Source organism: Micromonospora jinlongensis, assembly GCF_013410645.1.
Lineage (GTDB): Bacteria > Actinomycetota > Actinomycetes > Mycobacteriales > Micromonosporaceae > Micromonospora > Micromonospora zamorensis.
This window is the reverse complement of record NZ_JACCHK010000001.1, coordinates 3,918,840-3,936,238: the sequence shown is the minus strand read 5'-3', so window position 1 is coordinate 3,936,238 and position 17,399 is coordinate 3,918,840. Positions and strand designations below refer to the sequence as shown.

Below are 17,399 nucleotides of genomic sequence, written 5' to 3'. Positions count from 1 at the left end.
GGTTCGCTCGCTCCGCTCGCTCACGAGGACACCTTAACGACGACCGTTTCGGCGAACTTGTCGTGGAGGCACTGCTGCCACGGCTTGTCCCAGAGCTGCCAGAGCCCATCGAGGTAGCTGCTCCCGGGGACCAGCGAGCCCGCCAGATGCTGCACCACCCACCGTCGGCCGGCCATCCCCCGGTTGAGCGTGCGGGTCGGATCGAGCGGCACGACCCGCAGCTTCATGACCTTCTTGCCGAGCGTCTGACCGCCGCGCTTGAGGTATTCCACGTGGTAGAGCCAGTAGAGCCCGAGCATCACCACGAGGATCCCGAACTGGAGCAACACCATCGGCAGGAAGAAGTCCACGAGGAAGATGCCCGGGTCGGGTTCCACGAAGGTCCCGTCCGGGTTGGTCCGGGTCATCTCGTTGAACATCCGCAACCACAGGATGATGAAGAACGGGCTGAACAACGCCAGCGACACGGCGGTCGCCAGCGCCGTGTCGACCAGCCAGGCCAGCAGCCGGTCGGCGAAGCTGGCCAGCGGCTGACCACCCGGGCTCAGCGGCGGGGGCAGCGGGCCGGGTCGTCCGGCGTGCCACTGCGGCGGGGCGTACCCGGGTGGGGCGTACTGCGGCGGCGCGGCGTACCCCTGCGGGTGTGGTCCGGGCGGCGGCGCGACGGCGCCGACGGCGGGCTGAGGCCCACCGACCGGCGGCGTCGGGTACGACGGAGGCTGCGTCACGCTCGCAAGTGTTACAGGTTGCCGCGGGCTTCCTGCTCCCGCTCGATCGCCTGGAAGAGCGCCTTGAAGTTGCCCTTGCCGAAGCCCAGCGAGCCGTGCCGCTCGATCAGCTCGAAGAAGACCGTCGGGCGGTCCTGCACCGGCTTGGTGAAGATCTGGAGCAGGTAGCCGTCCTCGTCCCGGTCGACCAGGATCTTGCGGGCCTTCAGCTCCTCGATCGGCACCCGCACGTTGCCGATGCGGGCGCGCAGCTCCGGGTCCTCGTAGTACGAGTCCGGGGTGTCCAGGAACTCGACGCCGGCGGCGCGCATCGCGTCGACGCTGGCCAGGATGTCGTTGGTGGCGACGGCGATGTGCTGGGCGCCGGGGCCCTGGTAGAACTCCAGGTACTCGTCGATCTGGGACTTCTTGCGGGCGATCGCCGGCTCGTTGAGCGGGAACTTGACCTTGCGGGTGCCGTTCGCCACGACCTTGCTCATCAGTGCCGAGTAGTCGGTGGCGATGTCGTCGCCGATGAACTCCGCCATGTTGGAGAAGCCCATAACCCGCTTGTAGAACTCGACCCACTCGTCCATCCGGCCCAGCTCCACGTTGCCGACCACGTGGTCGACGGCCTGGAAGAAGCGCTTCGGCTGGATGCCCGCGTCGATCATCGGCTGACGGTTCACGATCGGGCCACGGGCCACGAAGCCGGGCAGGAACGGGCCGGTGTAGCGGGACCGGTCGACCAGGGTGTGCCGGGTGTCGCCGTACGCGGCGATGGCGGCCATCCGGACCGTGCCGTGCTCGTCGGTCACCTCGTGCGGCTCGACGACGCTGGCGGCGCCCTGCGCGACGGCGTGAGCGTACGCGGCGTCCACGTCCGGGACCTCCAGCGCGATGTCGCTGATCCCGTCGCTGTGCCGGGCCACGTGGTCGGCGCCGTCGGCGTCCGGGCGCACCATGCCGGTCAGCACGAAACGGGCCGAGCCGCTGGTCAGCACGTACTGGGCGTGGTCCCGGTAGCCCTGCTCGGGGCCCCGGTACGCCACGCAGGTCATGCCGAACGCGGTGGAGTAGTAGTGGGCGGCCTGCTTGGCGTTGCCGACCAGGAAGTGCACGTGGTCGAGGCCCCGGACCGGGAACGGGTCGTGGCTGATGTCGTGGTCGACTGCGCCGACGAGCCGGTCGACGTCGACGTCCTCGGTCGACTGGGGTCGGTCGATCGCCTGGGTCATGGTGGGCTCCCTCGCGTACCGGCCGGCCTTGTGGGCCGCCGTGGTCGGTTCTTGTGGCGAGGATCGCTGGCCCGGCACCGGGTGGGCAACTGTTGGCGGAAACGCTGGTCAGGTTGCGCATTCGGTATGGTTGACACCCATGAATGGTGAGCAGAATGTACAGCCCGACGGGCTCGATGTGCGCTTGATCGAACTGCTCGCCGAGGAACCGCGGATCGGGGTGCTGGAGTGCTCCCGCCGGCTCGGGGTGGCCCGGGGCACCGTGCAGGCCCGGCTGGACAAGCTGGTCGAGCGGCGGGTCATCGTGGGCTTCGGCCCGGAGATCTCACCGGCCGCGATCGGGTTCGGAGTGACCAGCTTCGTCACCCTGGAGATCAGCCAGCGGCACGGCCACGACCCGGTCACCGCCCACCTCGCCGCCATCCCCGAGGTGCTGGAGGCGCACACCATCACCGGCTCCAGCGACCTGCTCTGCCGGATCGTGGCCCGCTCCAACACCGACCTGCAACGGGTCATCGACCAGATCGTCTCGTCCGCCGGCATCACCCGGGCGTCGACGATCATCGCGCTGGCCGAGCAGATCCCCTACCGCACGCTTCCGTTGGTGCGGAGCGCCGTTCGCGCCGAGGGAAGGGCGCTCTAACACCTCCGAGCCCAGAAAGCGTGGCGACACGGCGGCGCGGGCGTACGGAAGATCCGTGATCGTGGCTACGGTGTGCGGTGTGGCGAAGGGGAGCGTGCGCGGTGGGCTGCTGCTCGGCCTTGCCGTGGTCGTCGCCCTCGCCGCGACCGGCGTGTGGAACCCCTTCCCCGGCCTGTGGGACTGGGTGGACCGCAGCGAACCCATCTCCGAGCCCGACGTGGTCTGGCAGCAACGGGTCGGCGGCACTCCGCGCAGCGTGACCATCGCCGGCGACTCCGTCGTGGTCGAGCAGCGCACCCGGGTGGAGGCCCGCAGCCTGGCCACCGGCGCCCAGCTGTGGGAGCGCAAGGCGGACTGGTCGGCGGTCGCGGGCGGCGACCGTGACCCGGTCGTCGCCGTGGGCAAGCTCCTGGTCAAGGGGTACGAGCTGCTCGACCCGGCCACCGGGGTGACCCGGCGACGCGACGACGACGCGGTGGCCGTGTGGACGTACCGCAACCTGCTCCTCGACGCCCGCTGCACGGACGCCACCGACTGCACCCTGAGCGCCTGGGACCCGCGCGGCACCACGCCACTCTGGACGGCGTTCCTGCCCGGTGTGCACAGCGGCCTGCTCGCCGACAACCCGGGCCTGCGCGGCACCCGTCGGCTCACCACCACCCGGATCGACGACGGGGTGGCCGGGGCGGAACCCGCGCCACCGCTGCTCGGGTTCCCGGTGGACGGCCGGGTGCACGTGGTCGACACCGCCACCGGTCGCGTGTTGCAGAACGTCGAACCCGGCCGGGACGAGCGGCTGTCCGTGGTGGGCGGCCGGATGCTGCGGATCGCCGCCCGATCCCAGGACGGCACCTGCTACTTCGCCATCTCCGCCCGGGACCCGGCGACCGGGCAGGAGGCCTGGCAGCGGGCCGGGGTCAACCTGCGCACCGCCGACTCCGCAGGCTGCGTGCAGCGCGAAGACCCGCAGGGCGCGCGGAACGTGCTGATCGGCGTCGGCCCGGACGGCCGCGAGGCGGTCATCGACGGGTACGACGGGCGACTGCTCTGGGTCGGCGGCTCGGGCACCAAGCTGATCGCGGTCGACGACCGCCTGGCGGTGTTCCGGGCGGCCGACAAGCGGTCGGTGGCCGCCCACGAGCTGGGCACCGAGAAGGTGCTGTGGACCCGACCCGCCAGCGGCAAGGCCGGTGCCGCGCTCACCCCGTACGCGGCTGTGGTCGCCGACGAGAAGCCGTCCCGGTTGGCCGCGCTGGACCCACGCACCGGCCGGGAACTGGCCGTCCTGCGCACCTCGGCGAACGCCCTCGCGGTCGGGTCGCAGGGCATGATCGTCGGCGAGGGGCGGGAGATCGGGTACGTCCGCTTCGGTGCGGCCGGGGGCTCGCCCGCCCGACCGCCCGGCGACGGCGGAAATCCCGCGCCGGGTGGCACCGGGCCGGGCGGGTCGAACAACGGTGACTGCGGGCCGAAGGGGGAACTCTGCCCCGAGCCGGACGGCGGCAAGGACGGCTGAGCGGGCGAGTCACCAGCTGATCTGGACGGCGGGGAGGCGCGGCGGGGCCGAGGCGATGAGAGCGGCGTCCCAGGACCCGCCCGGCGGGTGGGAGTGATCGACCGGTCTGCCCTAGGCTTGCCGCTCATGAGCAGTGCCGCCGCATTCTCGTACGCCCCTCTGCTGCCGACCGGCCCCGACCAGACGGACTATCGCCTGGTCACCGACGAGGGCGTGGACGTCGTACACGGCCCGGGAGGCCGCCGGTTCCTCACTGTGGAGCCGGCCGCGCTCACCGCGCTGACCGCCGAGGCGATGCACGACATCGCGCACTTCCTGCGCCCCGCGCACCTGGCCCAGCTCCGGGCGATCATCGACGACCCGGCCGCCTCGCCGAACGACCGGTTCGTCGCACTGGACCTGCTGCGCAACGCCAACATCGCCGCCGGCGGGGTGTTGCCGATGTGCCAGGACACCGGCACCGCGATCGTCATGGGCAAGCGCGGCCGGCACGTGCTGACCGACGGTGCCGACGCCGAGGCCATCTCCCGGGGCGTCTACCAGGCCTACACCAAGCTCAACCTGCGCTACTCCCAGCTCGCCCCGCTGACCATGTGGGACGAGCGGAACACCGGCAGCAACCTGCCGGCCCAGGTGGAGCTGTACGCCGAGGACCCGGACGGGCACCCCGACGCGTACAAGTTCCTGTTCATGGCCAAGGGTGGCGGCTCGGCCAACAAGTCGTACCTCTACCAGGAGACCAAGGCGCTGCTCAACCCGACGCGGATGATGCAGTTCCTGGAGGAGAAGCTGCGGCTGATCGGCACCGCCGCCTGCCCGCCGTACCACCTGGCCATCGTCATCGGCGGCACCTCCGCCGAGTACGCCCTGAAGACCGCGAAGTACGCCAGCGCCAAGTATCTCGACGCGCTGCCCACCTCGGGTTCGATGAGCGCGCACGGCTTCCGTGACCTGGAGCTGGAGGCGGAGGTGCTGGAGCTGACCCGCAACTTCGGCATCGGCGCCCAGTTCGGCGGCCGGTACTTCTGCCACGACGTGCGGGTGGTCCGGTTGCCCCGGCACGGTGCGTCCTGCCCGGTGGCGATCGCCGTCTCGTGTTCAGCGGACCGGCAGGCGGTCGCCAAGATCACCCCGTCGGGTGTGTGGCTGGAGCGGCTGGAGACCGACCCCGCCCGGTTCCTGCCCGACGTCACCGACGACTCGCTCGACGCCGAGCTGGTGGTGCGGGTCGACCTGAACCGGCCGATGGACGAGATCCGCGCCGAGCTGTCCAAGTACCCGGTGAAGACCCGGCTGTCGCTGTCCGGCCCGCTCGTGGTGGCCCGGGACATCGCGCACGCCAAGATCGCTGAGCGGTTGGACGCCGGCGAACCGATGCCGCAGTACCTGCGCGACCATGCGGTCTACTACGCCGGCCCCGCGAAGACCCCCGAGGGCTACGCCTCCGGTTCCTTCGGCCCGACCACCGCAGGCCGGATGGACGCGTACGTGGAGAAGTTCCAGGCCGCGGGCGGCTCGCAGGTGATGCTGGCCAAGGGCAACAGGTCGGGTCAGGTGACCCGCTCCTGCCAGCAGCACGGCGGCTTCTACCTCGGCTCGATCGGTGGCCCCGCGGCCCGCCTCGCCCAGGACTGCATCAGGCACGTCGAGGTCCTCGAATACGCCGAGCTGGGCATGGAGGCGGTCTGGAAGATCGAGGTGGAGGACTTCCCGGCCTTCATCGTGGTCGACGACAAGGGCAACGACTTCTTCGCCGAGGTCACCAAACCGGTGCTCACCGTCGGCCGCCGCTGACCGACACGTATGCGAGGGGGTGCCGGGCGAACTCGCCCGGCACCCCCTCTGTCGTCCGTGCTCTGCCGACATCGGTGCGCCCGCCCCGATGGGGTGGGGCGGGCGCACCGCCCCCGTCGGATGCCGTCACCGACAACCCGGTGCGAGTCTGAGGTGCACCCCTGTCGATCCGCTCTCACATCACTATCACCGGACTGCGTCAATGTGTGACCGGCGGGTTACGCTGCCGCAAGTTGCAGATCACAGCGGGGGAGCAGATGCGGTTCGGGATCCTGGGGCCTCTGCGTGTCGGCGGTGGCGAGTCCACCGTCACCGCCGGCCGGGACCGGATCGTGCTCGCCATGCTGCTGCTGCGCTCCGGCCGGCTCGTGCCGGTCGACGAGCTGGTCGACGCGGTGTGGGAGGACCACCCGCCGGCCACGGCTCGCGCCCAGTTGCAGACCTGCGTGTCGCGATTGCGCCGCCGGTTCGCCGAGCTGGGGCTGGCACCGGAAATCATCGTCACCGACCCAGCGGGGTACGGCGTCCGCACCGCTTCCACCGACCTGGACGCCGAGGTCTTCGCCCGGGGTGTGGAGGCCGCCCGCGCCGCCGTGGCGGTCGGTCGCCTGGTCGAGGCACGTACCGGTTTCCGCGCTGCCCTGGCGCTCTGGCGAGGGGCGGCGCTCAGCGGCATCCCCAGCCGCAGTGTCCGCCGCCGCGCACAGACTCTCGACGAGCAGCGCCTCACCGCGCTGGAGGAGTGCGTCGACGTCGAGCTGCGCCTCGGGCGGGCCGCCGAGCTGATCGACGAACTCGCCGAGAGCGTCGACCAGCACCCGTTGCGGGAGCGACTGCGGGGCCAACTGATGCTGGCCCTGTCCTCGGTCGGCCGTCAGGCCGACGCGCTCTCCGTCTACCGGGAGGGTCGGCGGTTCTACGCCGACGAGCTGGGCATCGAGCCGGGCGCCGAGTTGCAGGAACTGCACCAGCGAGTGCTCGCCGGTGACCTGGCCCTGGCCGGTCGGGATGCCCGACCGATCGCCCCGGTCCGCTCGCTGCCCCGGGCGATCGGCGACTTCACCGGCCGGCAGCAGACACTGGCCCGCCTGGTCAAAGAGGTGGAGGCCGGCGCGCGGATCCAGCTCATCGACGGCATGGCCGGCAGCGGCAAGACCACCGTCGCGGTGCACGTCGCCACCGTTCTCGCGGACGACTACCCGGACGCCCAGCTCTACATCGACCTGCACGGGCACAGTGAGCGCACCCCGTTGACGCCGACCGCAGCGGTGGCCACTCTGCTGCGGCAGCTCGGTGTGCCCGACGAGCGGGTGCCGGCCAACCAGGACGACCGGTTGGCGTTCTGGCGCAGCGAGCTGGCCGGCCGGCGGGCGCTGCTGGTGCTGGACAACGCAGCCAGCGCTGACCAGGTGACGCCGCTTCTGCCCAACGGCTCGCACTGTCTGGTCCTGATCACCAGCCGTCGCCGACTGGTCGGGGTGGACGAGGGACGGCCGTCATCGCTTCCCGTCCTCGACACCGACGAGGGGGTCGAGCTGCTGGGACGGGTCGTCGGCGCGGAGCGGGTGGCGGCGGAGCCGGAGGCCGCCGCCGAGGTGGTCCGACGCTGCGGCCACCTGCCTCTCGCCATCCGGCTGGCCGGTGCCCGACTGGCGCACCGACCCCGTTGGCGCATCGCCGATCTGGCCGAGCGGCTGAGCACCCGGCCGGATCCGTTGGCCGAGTTCGAAGCCGGCGAACGGTCCGTCGGTCGCGCCTTCGCCCTGTCGTACGCCCAGGTGTCGCCGGTGGCGCAACGCGCGTTCCGGCTGCTGGGCCTGCACCCGGGAGCACGGTTCGACAACTCGGTCGCCGCCGTCCTCGCCGAACTTCCCCTACCCGATACGCAGGACCTCCTGGACGAGCTGATCGACGCGCACCTGGTGGAGGAGGCGGAGCCGGGCCGGTACCGGTTGCACGACCTGGTCCGGGAGTACGCGCGGACGCTGGTGGCAGAGCCGGGGCGGGCGGTCGAGCGGCGGGGCGGCATCGAGCGTCTGCTCGATCACCACCTGCACGTCGCCACGGCGATCGCCCGCGAGAGGGAACTCTCCGCGCTCCGCTCGCTGATCGTGGTGGGGGAGCCGCTCCGCCCTGACCTGGCCATGCTCGTCGCAGAGCAGGGTCGAGCGTGGCTCGACGAGAACCTGGCTGCGTGGACAGCCCTGGTCCGGTTGGCGGAGACCGAAGGGTTTCTCCGCTACTGCTGGCAGTTGGCGAGAGCCTGCTGGTACGCGCAGTTCGAGGGCGGTCGCCTGGATGAACTGATCGAGACACACACCGTCGGCCTGCGCGCCGCCGAGGAGCTGGGTGACGACAGGGCGGTGGGGATGATGCTCAACTATCTCGCCTCGGCCCACTACCGGCTGGGTGATTTCCCCACCTCGATCCGGGTGATGGAGAGGTCACTCGACATCTTCCGCCACCTGGGTCTGCAGTACGAATACCGCAACACCCTGGGCAACCTGGGCACCGCGTACGCCGCCAACTTCCAGTTCCGCCGGGCTCGCGAGTCCTACGACGCCGCTCGGGCGCTGGCGACGCGGATGCGCGACACGACGGCGCTGGCGAACGAACTCAACAATCTGACGATGACTCTGCTGCTCTGGGGACGGTACGACGAGGCGCTGCGCACCGCTCGGCGGCACCTGGGGATCGCCCGCGAGGTCGGCGACACGCGGCGGATCGGCAACGCCCTCGGGCACCTCGGGATGGTCCGACATCGAATGGGCGACGTGGCGCCGGCCGCACGGTTGTTGCGGGTGGCGCTTCGCTTCAAGCGCCAGAGGGGCGCCCGGTTCGGTGAGGGTGAGGTGCTCAACGAAATCGGGATGATGGAACGGGAGGCCGGCCGTCCGGAACAGGCCGCCGACCTGCACCGTGCGGCACTTGTCGCGATGACCGAGGTCGGGGACCGCATCGGCCAGTGCGGCTCGCGCAACCTGTTGGCCCGGGCCATCCTGGATCAGGGGGACGTGACCAGTGCCCTCGACCTGCATCGGCGAGTGCTTGTCGACGCCACCGGACTCGGCGCCCGGCACGAGCAGGGCCGGGCGCTGGAGGGCATCGCCCGCTGCCTGCTGCCGACCGACCCGGCGGCGGCCCGCGCGCACCTGACCCGGGCGCTGTCCCTGTTCCGCCAGATCGAGTCGCCGGAGCAGCACGAGGTGGAACGGCTGCTGGCCGAGTTGGGCTGACGGATCATCTGCGAGTCGGCCACCGGCGCGGCAGGATGGTACGCGTGACGACTCCAGAGGCGACCGGTTACCGCATCGAACGCGACTCGATGGGCGAGGTGGAGGTGCCCGCCGAGGCGCTGTGGCGGGCACAGACCCAACGCGCCGTGCAGAATTTCCCGATCTCCGGCCGGGGCATCGAACCGGCCCAGATCAAGGCGCTCGCGCAGATCAAGGGCGCGGCGGCCCAGGTCAACGGTGAGTTGGGCGTGATCGACCCCAACGTGGCCGCCGCGATCGCCGCCGCCGCCGCGCACGTGGCCGACGGCGGCTACGACGACCAGTTCCCGGTGGACGTGTTCCAGACCGGCTCCGGCACGTCGTCGAACATGAACACCAACGAGGTGATCGCCACCCTGGCCAGCCGGGAGCTGGGGTCGCCGGTGCACCCGAACGACCACGTCAACGCCTCCCAGTCGAGCAACGACGTCTTCCCGTCCTCGATCCACCTGGCTGCCACCCAGTTCATCGTCGAGGACCTGCTGCCGTCGCTGGCGCACCTGGCGGCCGCACTGGAGGCCAAGGCCGCGGAGTTCGAGACGGTGGTCAAGGCCGGGCGTACGCACCTGATGGACGCCACCCCGGTCACGCTCGGCCAGGAATTCGGCGGGTACGCCGCGCAGGTCCGCTACGGCATCGAGCGGTTGGAGGGCTCGCTGCCCCGCCTGGCCGAGCTGCCGCTGGGTGGCACCGCCGTCGGCACCGGGATCAACACCCCGCTCGGCTTCGCCGCCGCCGTGATCGACAAGCTGCGCGAGTCGACCGGGTTGCCGTTGTCCGAGGCGCGCAACCACTTCGAGGCGCAGGGTGCCCGGGACGCGTTGGTGGAGACCTCGGGGCAGCTGCGTACCGTGGCGGTCGGCCTCTACAAGATCGCCAACGACGTCCGCTGGATGGGTTCCGGCCCTCGTGCCGGCCTCCGTGAACTGCGCATTCCCGACCTCCAGCCCGGCTCGTCGATCATGCCGGGCAAGGTCAACCCGGTGGTGGCCGAGGCGATGCGGCAGGTCTGCGCACAGGTGATCGGCAACGACGCGACAGTCGGTTTCGCCGGCTCGCAGGGCGACTTCGAGCTGAACGTGATGCTCCCGGTGATGGGCCGCAACCTGCTGGAGTCGATCCGGCTGCTCTCCGCGGTGAGCCGACTGTTCGCCGACCGGCTGGTGGTCGGCCTGGTCGCGGACGCCGAGGTCTGCCTGGCGTACGCCGAGGGTTCGCCGTCGATCGTCACCCCGCTCAACCGCTACCTCGGGTACGACGAGGCCGCGTCGATCGCCAAGGAGGCGTTGGCCAAGCAGACCTCCATCCGCGAGGTGGTGATCTCTCGGGGGCACGTCGACTCCGGCAAGCTCACCGAGACCCAGCTCGACGAGACGCTGGACCTGCTGCGGATGACCCACCCCTGACATCCGGCCTGCCCGGCTCAGCGGGTGTCGCGTGGTCTGGCCCAGCCGAGGAAGCGGGTGAAGAGCGCTGCGGGCTCCGGGCCGTCGTGTGGGTTGAGCCGGTACAGGTCGGCGGCCGCCTCGTGCAGGACCGCGCACAGGTAGACGCTCAACCCCACCCGGTCGTGGGCGTACTCCCGGCGGAGGGTGAGCCGCGCGACCGGGCAGGGCCAGGGTGCGGCGCAGACCCGGCACAGCCAGAGCGGGCGCAACGGCAGGTGTGGCCGACAGGGCGTCGTGGCGCGGTTGTCCGGGGTGGTCCGGGACATGCTGCTGCCTTCCTTGTCGGGCTGCGCCGGGCCGGGCCGAGTCAAGATCGCGCTCGATCCTGGATGTAGTGGCTTCAGCACGTCAGGACCCCACTGTTTCCACGATCGAGCACGATCTTGCGCGGTCGGTCGAGGTGGTCGACGTGGACGGGGTCTGGGCGAGGTCTGGGTGGTGGGACCGCCCGGCCGGGGGAGCGGGCGGTCCCGTGCGGCGCCGACAGACCCGGGGGACGGGGAGCGGCGCCGCACTTCACAGTCTGGTGATCAGGCGACTACGGTCGGAAGGGTTTGGCCGCGTCGTCACAGTCGCCCTGTTTCGGGTGGCGTCGCCGCTGGCGGCCGGCTGGAGTTGATCGTCAGCGGGGTGGAGGGGCGGCACGGCATGGCCGATGGACAGATGACGGCGGCGGCGTTCCTGGTCGCGGAGCTGCGCCGGGCCCGGGCTCGGCGGGGCTGGAGTCAGGACGAGCTGGCCAAGGCGGTCAACTACTCGGCGTCGATGGTCAGCGCCGTCGAGCTGGGCCAGCAACCGCCCACCGCCAAATACCTGGAACTCGTCGACCGCGCCCTGGACACCGGCGGCCTGTTCGGCCGGATGTCCACCGAGCTGGTCAGCCTCGACAAGGCTCAGGTGTGGCTGCGCGGCTGGCGTGCGATTCTCGCGGAGGCGCGGGCGCTGCGCTGGTTTGACCCGCTGCACGTCCCAGGACTGCTGCAAACCGAAGGATATGCCCGTGCCGTTTTCGAATCGGACCGGCTGCTCGACGCCGACGAGGTTGAGCGCCGGCTGACGGACCGACTGGACAGCCAGCGGGTCCTCTACGAGGACCGGCCGCCGCATGTGGTCGCCGTGCTGGATGAGTCAGTGCTCAGGCGGCGCGTTGGCGGTCGGAAGGTGATGTTGGAGCAGGCGATGCATCTGGCACGCTTGGCGACCGAGCATCCACGAGTTCAGCTGCACGTGGTGCCTCGCTCGGCTGAGGAATATCCCGGCCTGAACGGGCCGTTCATCCTCGCCACCGTGGCGGATCAGAGCGACCTTGCCTACCTTGGTGGCCAGATCGGCGGCCAGGAACTTGATCGGCCCGCGGACCTATTGCGTCTACAGTGGACCTGGGAAGCGACCCTCGGGCAGGCGTTGCCACCGCAGGAGTCGATCGAGTTGCTGAGGGAAGTGGCGGAGTCGTGGAATTGACCCGAGCTTCGTGGCGGAAGAGCAGCCGGAGCGGTTCCAATGACCAGTGCGTCGAGGTGGCGACCAATCTCGGGGACGTGGTCGGGGTGCGAGACAGCAAGGACTTGGACGGGCCCGTGCTGGTTGTCGACGCGTACTCCTGGCGGCTCTTCGTGGTCGCGCCCCCGCGCTGACGCGACCGCCTCGCCCGCGACGGTGGTCGCGGGGTTTGTTGCCCGCAACTTCACGGACGTTGCTGCCTCGTCGCGGCCTGACGCAGCAGCTTCCCCGATGTTGCGCGGATCTTGCGTGCGGACGGGCGCGGGTAAAACGGCTCGACGGTGGGGTGGGGCGGCGGGATGATCCCGTCATGAGTGACCTGCCCTGCACCGAGCGGCTGCGGTTTCGGCGGTTGACCATGGCTGACGTGGACGCGCTGGTCGACCTGGACAGCGATCCCGAGGTGATGCGGTTCCTCAGCGGTGGTGTCGCCACGCCGCTGGCCACTGTCCGCGACGAGCAGTTGCCGAGGCTGCTCGCCCAGTACGAGCGGCATCCCGGGTTGGGCCGTTGGGCGGCGCTCGACCGGGGGACCGGCGACTTCCTGGGTTGGTTCGCGCTCGACCCGTCGGCGGACGGCACCGAGGCCGAGTTGGGCTACCGGCTGCGGCGCTCGACGTGGGGGCTCGGGCTGGCCACGGAGGGGTCGCGGGCGTTGGTCCGGTACGCCTTCGACACCGTGGGGGTGCGTCGCGTCTGGGCCGAGACGATGACGATCAACGAGCGGTCCCGGCGGGTGATGGCGAAGGCGGGGTTGGGCTACCTGCGGACCTTCCACCTTCAGTGGGACGACCCGATCCCGGGCACCGAGCACGGCGAGGTGGAGTACGAGTTGCGGGCCGAGGAGTGGGCCGCCGCTCAGGAGCGACCCGCCGCCCGGCGGGCGCGGTAGGCGGTCACCGCGGCGCGGTTGCCGCAACCGGCCTCGCAGAACCGCCGCGACCGGTTGCGGGACAGGTCGACGACCACGCTGTCGCAGTCCGGGTACTCACAGATCCGAAGCCGGCGCAGCTCGCCGGCGCGAACCAGGTCGGCCATCGCCATCGCCGCCTCCACAGCGATCCGGGTGGCCAGGGGCGCGTCCCGGGGTACGGCGTGCAGGTGGTACGGCTCGTCGTCGTGCTCGATGAGCTGGGGCAGCGCCTTGTGTTCCAGCAGCAGGCCGTTGACCAGCGCGACGATCTCGGGTGGCTCGGCGTACCAGATTCGGCGTAGCTGGGGCCGCAAATCCCGGACGGCGCGCAACTCGGCGTCGGTGTGCTCGTGTCGCCCGCTGTAGGAGTAGCGGACGAAGAACGCGTCCAACGCGGCGACGTCGGGCAGCTGCTCGCCGTCCCGACCCGTCGTGTTGACCAGCGCGGCGGCGGCGATCAGGGAACATTCAGTGTCATGAGCAAATAGCATCTTGACTCCTGTCATGGCTTCCGCCTAACGTCATCGGCACAAGGATAGTTTGCTCATGACACGGTGCCGTCCCGAGGAGCGCGACATGCACTCACGACCAGCTGCCGGCGCCGCGTTCGCGTTGCTCTCCGCAGTCACCTTCGCCACCTCCGGCACCTTCGCGCGATCACTCATCGACGCCGGCTGGTCGGCCGGGTCCGCAGTGATCGCCCGGGTCGGCATCGCCGCCCTGGTGCTGGCGATCCCCGCCCTGCTGTCGCTGCGGGGCAGGTGGGCCGTGCTGCGGAGCAACGCCACGGCCATCGGGCTGTTCGGCCTCCTCGGGGTGGCGCTGGCCCAGGTCTGCTTCTTCAATGCCGTGCGCTACCTGCCGGTCGGTGTCGCGTTGCTGCTGGAATACCTCGGCATCATCCTCGTCGTCGGCTGGATGTGGATTCGGCACGGGCAGCAACCCCGCCGGCTCACCGTGGCCGGATCCGTAGCCGCCCTGGCCGGGCTGGCATTCGTGCTCGACCTCGCCGGCACCGCCGACTTCCACCCGGTCGGTGTGCTCTGGGGACTGGGCGCGGCAATCGGCCTGGCCGGGTACTTCGTGCTCGCCGGGCGGGTCGACCCCCGGCTGCCCTCGGTCGCCCTGGCCAGCGGCGGAATGGCCGTCGGCGCCGCCGTCCTGCTCCTCGTCGGGCTGACCGGTCTGCTGCCGCTGCACGCCACCTTCGGCGAGGTCACCTTCGCCGGGCAGCCCACCAGTTGGCTACTGCCCATCGCCGGGCTCTCGCTGGTGGCCGCCGTCATCGCATACCTCGCCGGTATCGCCGGCACCCGGATCCTCGGCCCCCGGCTGTCGTCGTTCGTCGGGCTGACCGAGGTGCTCTTCGCGGTGCTGATCGCCTGGCTGTTCCTGAACGAGCTGCCCACCGGCTGGCAGCTCTTCGGCGGCGCGATGATCATCGCCGGGGTCGCGCTGGTACGACTCGACGAACTGCGCGGGACGCCGGTGTCGCCCGCGGCGGTGTCGCCCGAGCCGGAGCTGGTGCTCGCCGGTCGGTGAGTGTGCCGGTGCCGGTGCCGGTGCCGGTGCCGGTGACCGGCGGTCGTGCTGGTGCTCGGCGGCCCGCGGTCGGCGGTCGGTGAGACAGTGGGCAGCGTGCTGACCACTGTGGTGTTCGATGCCGATGAAACTCTGCTGGATCTGCGGCCGGCGGTGACGGGCGGGCTGGTGGCCGTCCTCGACGAGATGCGGCGGCTCACCCCGGCGGCGGCCGAGGTGACGCTCGCTGAGCTGGAGTCGGACTGGGGCGCGGTCTTCGGCGAGATGAAGGCCGCGCCGGTGACGGAGATCCGCCGGGCCGCGCTGGCCCGGTCGCTGGCCCGCGCCGGGCTGGACGACCACCTGGACGAGGCCGCGGCCCTCTTCTTCGCCCGCCGATTCGCCCTCACCCGACCGTTCCCGGACGTGCCACCGGCGCTGGCAACGCTGCGCGACCGGTACACCCTGGGCTTCGCCACCAACGGCAACAGCCGCACCGAACGGTGCGGGCTCGCCGGTGAGTTCGCCTTCGAGGTGTACGCGCACGAGAACGGCCTGCCCAAGAAGCCGGCGCCGGAGTTCTTCGCAGCGGTGGTCGCGGCGGCCGGGGTGCCGGCCGAGCAGGTCGTGTACGTCGGAGACTCGTGGGAACACGACGTGGTGGCGCCCCAGCGGGCCGGCCTGCGGTCGGTGTGGTTGAACCGGCAGGGGCTGCCCCGCCCCGCCGGGTGCACGCCCGACGCCGAAGTGTCCAGCTTGGCCGAACTGCCGATCGCGCTCGCTCGTCTGCATGCCGGTGCGGGTGGTGTCGGTGCTGTTGAGAGCGGTGTCGGCGGCGTCGGCGTTGGTGTGGGTGGCTCTGACGTCGAACTGGGTGGATGAAGGAGAGATTCACCGCCATAACGGGCGCTCACCTGGCGCAAAGCCGAAGGTTGTTGTGTGATGGCTGCCACGTCCCTCAACGAGAGGATCTGATGTGGTGAGCAAGCGCTTCACCGTCGGCACGGTCGCAACCACGGCAGTGCTGGCACTTACGGCTTCGGGGCTGGGTGTACCGGCCAGCGCCGCGCCAAGCAACTCCCGCACCTTCACCGTCGTCGCCGAGGACGGCGTCGCCGCCGACACGGCGGTCGCCGCGATCCGGGCAGCCGGCGGCACGGTGGTGTCGCGGTCCGACGAGGTCGGCATGTTCCAGGTCACCAGTGACCGGGCCGACTTCGCGGCCAGGGCGAACGCCGCCCCGACGCTGCTCGGTGCCGCCGAGCAGAAGGCCATCGGCCGTAAGCCGAAGCTGGACCGCGTCGAGCAGGAGCACCTGACGGCCGCTGCCGCCAAGAGCGCCGCTCGTGCCGCAGCCAAGAAGGGCACCAAGCTCGACCCGCTCGACGACAAGCTCTGGGGCCTGGAGATGATCCAGGCCGACAAGGCCCGCAAGATTGAGCCCGGCGACCGTCGCGTGACCGTCGGCGTACTGGACACGGGCGTCGACGCCAGCAACCCGGACATCGCGCCGAACTTCAACTGGTCGCTGTCGCGCAACTTCGCGCCCGACCTGACCGACGTGGACGGCCCCTGCGAGGTGCCGAGCTGCCTCGACCCGGTCGGCACCGACGACGGCGGGCACGGCACCCACGTGGCCGGCACCATCGGCGCTGCGGCCAACGGCTTCGGCCTCTCCGGCGTTGCCCCGAACGTCTCGCTGGTCGAACTCAAGGGTGGCCAGGACTCCGGCTACTTCTTCCTCGACCCGGTCGTCAACGCCCTGGTCTACGCCGGCCGGTCCGGGATCGACGTGGTCAACATGTCGTTCTACGTCGACCCGTGGCTCTACAACTGCACCGCCAACCCTGCCGACTCGCCCGAGGACCAGGCCGAACAGCGGGCCATCATCAAGGCGATGAAGCGGGCGCTGATCTTCGCCCACAACAAGGGCGTCACCCTCGTCGGTGCGCTCGGCAACAACAACGAGGACCTGGGCGCACCCCGGACCGACGTCACGAGCCCGGACTACGGTGCCGACCCGTACCCCCGGCCGATCGACAACAACAGCTGCTGGGACATGCCCACCGAGGGCCCGCACGTGATCGGTGTGTCGTCGGTCGGCCCGTCCGGCAAGAAGTCGGACTTCTCCAACTACGGCACCGAGCAGATCTCGGTTGCCGCCCCGGGCGGTTGGTTCCGGGACGGCTTCGGTACCGACACGTTCCGTACCGACGCCAACATGATCCTCTCCTCGTACCCGAAGCACGTGCTTCAGGAGGAGGGCTCCGTCGACGCCGACGGCAACATCGTCGCCGGCTTCGAGGAGTCGGTCTTCAAGCAGTGCAAGGCCAACGGTGAGTGTGGCTACTACACCTACCTTCAGGGCACCTCGATGGCGTCCCCGCACGCCGCCGGCGTCGCCGCGCTGATCGTCAGCCGGTACGGCAAGCCGGAGCGCCGGGGCGGCTTCGGGATGTCGCCGGACCTGGTCGAGCAGCACCTGTACCGGACAGCAGCCGAGCACGCCTGCCCGGAGCCGCGCCTCCAGCAGTACCGCAACGAGGGCCGGGACGAGACCTACGACGCCTACTGCGCCGGTGGAGTCAACTTCAACGGCTTCTACGGCTACGGGATCGTCGACGCCTACGCGGCGGTGAAGACCCCGCTCAAGCCGAACGCTCGCCCGTAAAGCACCACCTCGGGGCCCGGTCGACAATCGTCGACCGGGCCCTGTCGGTGTGCGTGGCCCTGTCGGTGTGCGTGGCCCTGTCGGTGTGCGTGGCCCGGTCGGTGTGCGGGGCTTCGTTCCTCGCCTTGATCGACTCGGGTTTCTTGAAGGCGGGGTGTCGGGGGCCGGTGGAT

Annotated in this window: 15 protein-coding genes; 11 read left to right on the top strand and 4 right to left on the bottom strand. The window is 70.7% G+C overall.

Annotated elements, in window-relative coordinates; all coding sequences use genetic code 11:
• Nucleotides 1–20: 20 nt before the first annotated feature.
• Both HNR22_RS17410 and hppD read right to left on the bottom strand, forming a co-directional pair.
• On the bottom strand, nucleotides 21–728 hold the full coding sequence (locus HNR22_RS17410; RefSeq protein ID WP_179781249.1) for an RDD family protein: 708 nt from the start codon (nucleotides 726–728) through the stop codon (nucleotides 21–23).
• Between the two features lie 11 nt (nucleotides 729–739).
• Nucleotides 740–1,945 carry a 4-hydroxyphenylpyruvate dioxygenase gene (hppD, locus tag HNR22_RS17405; RefSeq protein WP_179781248.1) on the bottom strand — a complete coding sequence of 402 codons (1,206 nt, stop codon included), beginning with the start codon at nucleotides 1,943–1,945 and terminating at the stop codon, nucleotides 740–742.
• Nucleotides 1,946–2,084: 139 nt separating this feature from the next.
• Here hppD and HNR22_RS17400 point away from each other — a divergent pair, with 139 nt between their 5' ends.
• The 5 genes from HNR22_RS17400 to HNR22_RS17380 all read left to right on the top strand — a co-directional run bounded on the left by HNR22_RS17400 (nucleotide 2,085) and on the right by HNR22_RS17380 (nucleotide 10,579).
• A complete protein-coding gene (locus tag HNR22_RS17400; RefSeq protein ID WP_179781247.1) occupies nucleotides 2,085–2,588 on the top strand; it encodes an Lrp/AsnC family transcriptional regulator in 504 nt (167 codons plus the stop codon).
• A gap of 70 nt (nucleotides 2,589–2,658) precedes the next feature.
• On the top strand, nucleotides 2,659–4,104 hold the full coding sequence (locus tag HNR22_RS17395) for an outer membrane protein assembly factor BamB family protein (RefSeq protein WP_425488106.1): 1,446 nt from the start codon (nucleotides 2,659–2,661) through the stop codon (nucleotides 4,102–4,104).
• Nucleotides 4,105–4,230: 126 nt separating this feature from the next.
• Nucleotides 4,231–5,898, top strand: a complete 1,668-nt coding sequence (locus tag HNR22_RS17390) for a fumarate hydratase (RefSeq protein ID WP_179781246.1) — start codon at nucleotides 4,231–4,233, stop codon at nucleotides 5,896–5,898.
• Between the two features lie 257 nt (nucleotides 5,899–6,155).
• A complete protein-coding gene (locus HNR22_RS17385) occupies nucleotides 6,156–9,134 on the top strand; it encodes an AfsR/SARP family transcriptional regulator (RefSeq protein ID WP_179783593.1) in 2,979 nt (992 codons plus the stop codon).
• Nucleotides 9,135–9,169: 35 nt separating this feature from the next.
• Nucleotides 9,170–10,579: a class II fumarate hydratase gene (locus tag HNR22_RS17380; RefSeq protein ID WP_179781245.1), complete on the top strand. Its 1,410-nt coding sequence runs from the start codon at nucleotides 9,170–9,172 to the stop codon at nucleotides 10,577–10,579.
• 17 nt (nucleotides 10,580–10,596) lie between these two features.
• On the opposite strand, the gene HNR22_RS17375 is transcribed toward HNR22_RS17380, so the two are convergent.
• Nucleotides 10,597–10,887, bottom strand: coding sequence for a hypothetical protein (locus HNR22_RS17375; protein ID WP_179781244.1), 291 nt, complete (start codon nucleotides 10,885–10,887; stop codon nucleotides 10,597–10,599).
• A 382-nt stretch (nucleotides 10,888–11,269) separates the two neighbouring features.
• Between HNR22_RS17375 and HNR22_RS17370 the strand changes: the two genes are divergently transcribed.
• The 3 genes from HNR22_RS17370 (at nucleotide 11,270) to HNR22_RS17360 (ending at nucleotide 13,013) form a co-directional block, all read left to right on the top strand.
• Complete coding sequence (locus HNR22_RS17370) at nucleotides 11,270–12,082, top strand: helix-turn-helix domain-containing protein (RefSeq protein ID WP_179781243.1); 813 nt, start codon at nucleotides 11,270–11,272, stop codon at nucleotides 12,080–12,082.
• A complete protein-coding gene (locus tag HNR22_RS17365) occupies nucleotides 12,073–12,255 on the top strand; it encodes a DUF397 domain-containing protein (RefSeq protein WP_179781242.1) in 183 nt (60 codons plus the stop codon). The genes HNR22_RS17370 and HNR22_RS17365 overlap by 10 nt, the downstream gene beginning before the upstream one ends.
• A gap of 176 nt (nucleotides 12,256–12,431) precedes the next feature.
• A complete protein-coding gene (locus HNR22_RS17360) occupies nucleotides 12,432–13,013 on the top strand; it encodes a GNAT family N-acetyltransferase (protein WP_179781241.1) in 582 nt (193 codons plus the stop codon).
• On the opposite strand, the gene HNR22_RS17355 is transcribed toward HNR22_RS17360, so the two are convergent.
• Complete coding sequence (locus HNR22_RS17355; protein ID WP_179781240.1) at nucleotides 12,980–13,525, bottom strand: CGNR zinc finger domain-containing protein; 546 nt, start codon at nucleotides 13,523–13,525, stop codon at nucleotides 12,980–12,982. The genes HNR22_RS17360 and HNR22_RS17355 overlap by 34 nt on opposite strands.
• 85 nt (nucleotides 13,526–13,610) lie before the next feature.
• On the opposite strand from HNR22_RS17355, the gene HNR22_RS17350 reads away from it, so the two are divergent.
• From HNR22_RS17350 to HNR22_RS17340, 3 genes are all read left to right on the top strand, one after another.
• Nucleotides 13,611–14,576, top strand: a complete 966-nt coding sequence (locus HNR22_RS17350; protein ID WP_179781239.1) for an EamA family transporter — start codon at nucleotides 13,611–13,613, stop codon at nucleotides 14,574–14,576.
• A gap of 96 nt (nucleotides 14,577–14,672) precedes the next feature.
• Nucleotides 14,673–15,437, top strand: a complete 765-nt coding sequence (locus tag HNR22_RS17345; protein ID WP_179781238.1) for an HAD-IA family hydrolase — start codon at nucleotides 14,673–14,675, stop codon at nucleotides 15,435–15,437.
• A 97-nt stretch (nucleotides 15,438–15,534) separates the two neighbouring features.
• Nucleotides 15,535–17,226, top strand: a complete 1,692-nt coding sequence (locus tag HNR22_RS17340; RefSeq protein ID WP_179781237.1) for a S8 family serine peptidase — start codon at nucleotides 15,535–15,537, stop codon at nucleotides 17,224–17,226.
• Nucleotides 17,227–17,399: the final 173 nt, after the last annotated feature.